Here is a 4,604-nt window from a genome sequence, read left to right as displayed (position 1 = left end):
CATTGAACGACAGCAGCAGCGCATTGTTGATTGCCCCGTTAGGCACGGCAGCGGCGAAACGGCTGGCGACGGGTGAAGGAAAAACCCCGTCGAGCCTGATGCGCGCCGCGCTCGCGGTCGAACCGGCGGTGTGGCAGGCCGGTGAATGCCTTGGTTTGCCTGGATATGGACTGAAGTCCGCGACGGTGGAAGCGCGGCCGGTCGTTGCCCCCTTCGGCCGCTTCCTGCCATCCTTCGACCTAGCGCTGGCGCGGGCCGTCGCCGGGCTGATTGGCGCGGCCCCGGTCCCGCCCTTGCCTTTCAGCGGCCACAGTGCCGGCTGAGGGTTGCGCGAAAGCTTAACCCAGACGTGCTGTTCTGCTTGGCAAGGGGGGACGCTCTCCCTATGTTAGGCGCAAGTTTCCTCTCATGACGCGTGTCCGCCTCGCGGACGCCAACGGGACAATTGATGAATCCGAACTATCGCAACCTCGCGCTCTGGGCGATCATAGCGGTCCTGCTCATAGCCCTGTTCAATCTGTTCCAGACGCCGCAGACGCGAGGGGCTTCCAGCGATGTGCCTTATTCGCAGTTCCTGCAGGATGTCGCGGCGGGGCGGGTCAAGACGGTGACCATTGCTGGCGCTCGTATCAGCGGCACCTACACCGACAATTCCAGCGGTTTCCAGACCTATTCGCCCGGCGATCCTTCGCTGGTCTCGCGGCTGCAGGACAAGAACGTCACCATCAATGCACGGCCTGAAACGGACGGTTCCAATTCGCTGTTCGGCTATTTGATCTCCTGGCTGCCGATGATCCTCATCCTCGGCGTCTGGATATTCTTCATGCGCCAGATGCAGTCCGGCTCCGGCCGCGCGATGGGCTTCGGCAAATCGAAGGCCAAGCTGCTCACCGAAGCGCATGGCCGCGTCACTTTCCAGGACGTTGCCGGCGTCGACGAAGCCAAGGAAGATCTGGAAGAGATCGTCGAGTTCCTGCGCGATCCGCAGAAGTTCCAGCGGCTCGGCGGCAAGATTCCGCGCGGCGTGCTGCTCGTCGGCCCTCCGGGAACCGGCAAGACGCTGCTCGCGCGCTCGGTTGCCGGCGAAGCCAATGTGCCGTTCTTCACCATTTCCGGTTCTGACTTCGTCGAGATGTTCGTCGGCGTCGGTGCAAGCCGCGTCCGCGACATGTTCGACCAGGCCAAGAAGAACGCGCCCTGCATCATCTTCATTGACGAAATCGACGCAGTCGGCCGTCATCGCGGCGCCGGCCTCGGCGGCGGCAATGACGAACGCGAGCAGACGCTGAACCAGCTGCTGGTCGAGATGGACGGTTTCGAATCCAACGAAAGCATCATCCTGATCGCTGCCACCAACCGGCCCGACGTGCTCGATCCGGCACTGCTCAGGCCAGGCCGCTTCGACCGCCAGGTCGTGGTGCCGAACCCTGACATCGTCGGCCGCGAGAAGATCCTCAAGGTGCATGTGCGCAACGTGCCGCTGGCGCCCAATGTCGACCTCAAGGTGATCGCGCGCGGCACGCCTGGCTTCTCCGGCGCCGACCTGATGAACCTCGTCAACGAATCCGCGCTGATGGCGGCACGACGCAACAAGCGCCTCGTCACCATGGCTGAATTCGAGGACGCCAAGGACAAGATCATGATGGGCGCCGAGCGCCGCTCGTCGGCCATGACGCAGGCCGAGAAGGAACTGACCGCCTACCATGAGGCCGGCCACGCCATCCTCGCGCTCAACGTGCCGTCGGCCGATCCGCTGCACAAGGCCACCATCATCCCGCGCGGCCGTGCGCTCGGCATGGTCATGCAGTTGCCCGAAGGCGACCGCTATTCGATGAGCTACAAATACATGATCTCGCGGCTCGCCATCATGATGGGCGGCCGTGTCGCCGAGGAGTTCAAGTTCGGCAAGGAGAACATCACCTCCGGAGCTTCTTCGGATATCGAGCAGGCGACCAAGCTGGCGCGTGCCATGGTCACGCGCTGGGGCTTTTCCGACAAGCTCGGCCATGTCGCCTATGGCGACAACCAGGAAGAAGTGTTCCTTGGCCATTCGGTGGCACGCACGCAGAACGTCTCGGAAGAAACGGCGCAGATCATCGACGCCGAAGTGCGCCGCCTGATCGATGAGGCCTATTCGTCGGCGAAGTCCATCCTGACCAAGAAGAAGAAGGAATGGATCGCGCTGGCGCAGGGCCTGCTGGAATACGAGACGCTGTCCGGCGAGGAGATCAAGCAGTTGATCGCCGGCCACAAGCCCGCACGCGACCTCGGCGACGATACGCCGCCAAGTCGTGGCTCGGCCGTGCCGAAGTCCGGCGGCCGCCGCAAGAAGGGTCCTGAGCCCGAAGGCGGTATGGAACCACAGCCGTCGAGCTGAGTTCGGCCACCGATTTCATCGAACGCCGCGGCTTGCTCCGCGGCGTTTTTTGTTTTTGGCATTGGGGAGGAGTTGTCCGCGACCTCGCATCTGCGACGGTGACGATTGGCGAAAGCCTAGGTGATAGCCCATCTCCCCCCCTTGCGGGGGAGATTGGCAACGTCGCCGCTGGCGTGCCCTCGAAGGCAAAAAAAAGGCCCGCGAACCCTGCGGTTCGCAGGTCTTCTCTTCTTCAGATGTCTTGTCGCTCAGCTCTTCAGCTTGGCATTGCACAGGCTGTAATAACCGCCGCCCTTCTGGATCCAGCGAAGGCCGTTCAACGTGCCCGCGTCCTTGTTGCCATGGTAGCCCTGGAGACAGGTCTTCATGCGAGCCTTCGCGGGCTTTTCGGTCTTGAACTCGGCGGCCAGCGTGGTCGGAAATGTCACGCCCGCGGGCGCTGCAGTGGGGGCGACCGCCGCGCTGGTTTCCTTTTTCGTCTGCGGCTCGGTTTTGACCGTATCCTCGCTGACACTGTCCGCTGCTGATGTCGCGCACTTCTCCTTGCGAAAAGCCGTCCAGTCCATGCCGTTCAGAGTGCCGCCTTCCTTGGCTGTTCGATAGGTCTCGCCGCATTCCTTCATCGTCAGTGCGCTTGCGGGGGCGACGCTCCAAGCGACAAATGCGGTCGCAGCCAATACCGCCAATTTCAAACCGTGCATAAGACCCTCCTGGTTGATAATAAGTTTGACGTCTTTTTGTATATGGTTTGTTCTCTATATGTTCAACCAGAATCTTTACGGACTGCCGATGAGCTTGGCGTTGGGCAGTGTAGGCGAATTGATGATGCCGGCAGCCCGGCGACATGCAGATGCGAGCAAGGCAGTGTGCGTCTTCGCGCAACAAAAAAGGCCCGCGCATCTTGCGATGCGCGGGCCTTTGTTTGGAGACTATGGCTAAGCGATCAGCTCTTCAGCTTGGCGTTGCACAGGCTGTAGAAGCCGCCGCCCTTCTGGATCCACTTCAGGCCGCCAAGCGAATTGGCGTCCTTGAGGGCATAGTACTGGTCGAGGCAGGTGTGCATACGGCCCTTTCCGGGGGTCTCGCTGGTATATTTCGGCGAGATCGCGGACGGGAAGGTGACGCCCTTGGGCGCAGCCGTCGTCGGCTTCGCCGGCTCCTTGGTGTAGCTCGCCTCGTCGGCGGCCGGCACGGTGTCGTCATCCGAGGCGGCTGCGCCGCACTCGGTCTTGCGGAAGTCGTTCCACTTCATGCCGTTCAGCGTGTTGGCCGTCTTGGCGGCCTGATACTTGGTGCTGCATTCGGCCATGCTCAGGCCCTTGCCGCCATTGTCTGCGGGAGCGGCGGGAGCCGCGGCGGCCTTGGTGGTCGCCGGCTTGGCGGCGGCAGCGGCGGATGCACCGGCGGCGCATTCGGATTTGCGGAAGTCGTTCCACTTCATGCCGTTCAGCGTGCCGGCAGCCTTCGCCGCCTGATACTTGGTGCTGCATTCCTTCGCCGTCAGGCCCTTGGCCGTGCTGTCGTCCGCCGCGGCAGCCTTCGTGGTGTTGGTCGCTTTCTTGGCATCGGCCGGCTTGGCGTCGGTCGTCGCTGTGGCGTCGGTGCCGCACTGAGCCTTGCGGAACTGGTTCCAGGTCGCTCCGGCCAGTGTCCCCGCATCCTTGGCGGCGTTATACTTCGTGCTGCACTCGGCCATCGTCAGTGCGTTGGCTGGCGCGGCCAGGAACAAGGTAGCGACGGCGAGGCCGGTCAAAGTGGCAAGTCGGTGGATGAGCATAGCGTTTCTCCGTTGCAGCAGCCCATGATACGTCCCTGCAAATCAATAACGCTCAACGGTCGGTTGCGCCAGATGCTAAGTGGCGTATATATCGCCGAAAATCGGCTTCTCCCGATAAGGTGATGAAATCGTTGTCCGTTGCCTGGTTCAGAGCAAGATTTTCCTGGTGCATCCGCGCTGAAAGGCTCGAATGACTTGTATATTGCAGCATGGCAGTCTGGGCATGTCAGGTTGCGGCCACGTTGTGTGCAGTGCACAACAATGGTTTTCTAAGGATTGGTAACGTATAATCACACAATGTGATCATAGCGCCCTGGCCAATTGTGGCATGACGTGCCGGGGAAGAAACGTCGAGGAAGCTGACTGGCATGGCAGGGAATTATTTCGGCACGGACGGCATTCGCGGACGCGCCAACAAGTTTCCGATGACCGCTGAAATCGCGATGCGGG

The 4,604-nt window shown here is 61.8% G+C and carries 3 protein-coding genes and 1 pseudogene; 2 read left to right on the top strand and 2 right to left on the bottom strand.

Annotated features, from left to right (window positions below; all coding sequences use genetic code 11):
• Window positions 1-323 (top strand): annotated as a pseudogene (locus EN991_RS24530) (tRNA(Ile)-lysidine synthetase); the annotation flags it as partial.
• Between the two features lie 125 nt (window positions 324-448).
• Window positions 449-2,377, top strand: coding sequence for an ATP-dependent zinc metalloprotease FtsH (gene ftsH, locus EN991_RS24525; protein ID WP_013529152.1), 1,929 nt, complete (start codon window positions 449-451; stop codon window positions 2,375-2,377).
• Between the two features lie 248 nt (window positions 2,378-2,625).
• Here the strand turns inward: ftsH and EN991_RS24520 are convergent, their stop codons facing one another.
• Window positions 2,626-3,078, bottom strand: a complete 453-nt coding sequence (locus EN991_RS24520; RefSeq protein WP_127369729.1) for a hypothetical protein — start codon at window positions 3,076-3,078, stop codon at window positions 2,626-2,628.
• Between the two features lie 242 nt (window positions 3,079-3,320).
• The gene (locus tag EN991_RS24515; protein ID WP_013529154.1) at window positions 3,321-4,154 is read right to left on the bottom strand and encodes a hypothetical protein; all 834 of its coding nucleotides are present in this window, start codon (window positions 4,152-4,154) and stop codon (window positions 3,321-3,323) included.
• Window positions 4,155-4,604 lie beyond the last annotated feature (450 nt).

Source organism: Mesorhizobium sp. M7A.F.Ca.US.005.03.2.1, from assembly GCF_003997795.1.
Classification (GTDB): Bacteria; Pseudomonadota; Alphaproteobacteria; order Rhizobiales; family Rhizobiaceae; genus Mesorhizobium; species Mesorhizobium ciceri.
This window is presented reverse-complemented; position numbering and strand designations above follow the sequence as displayed.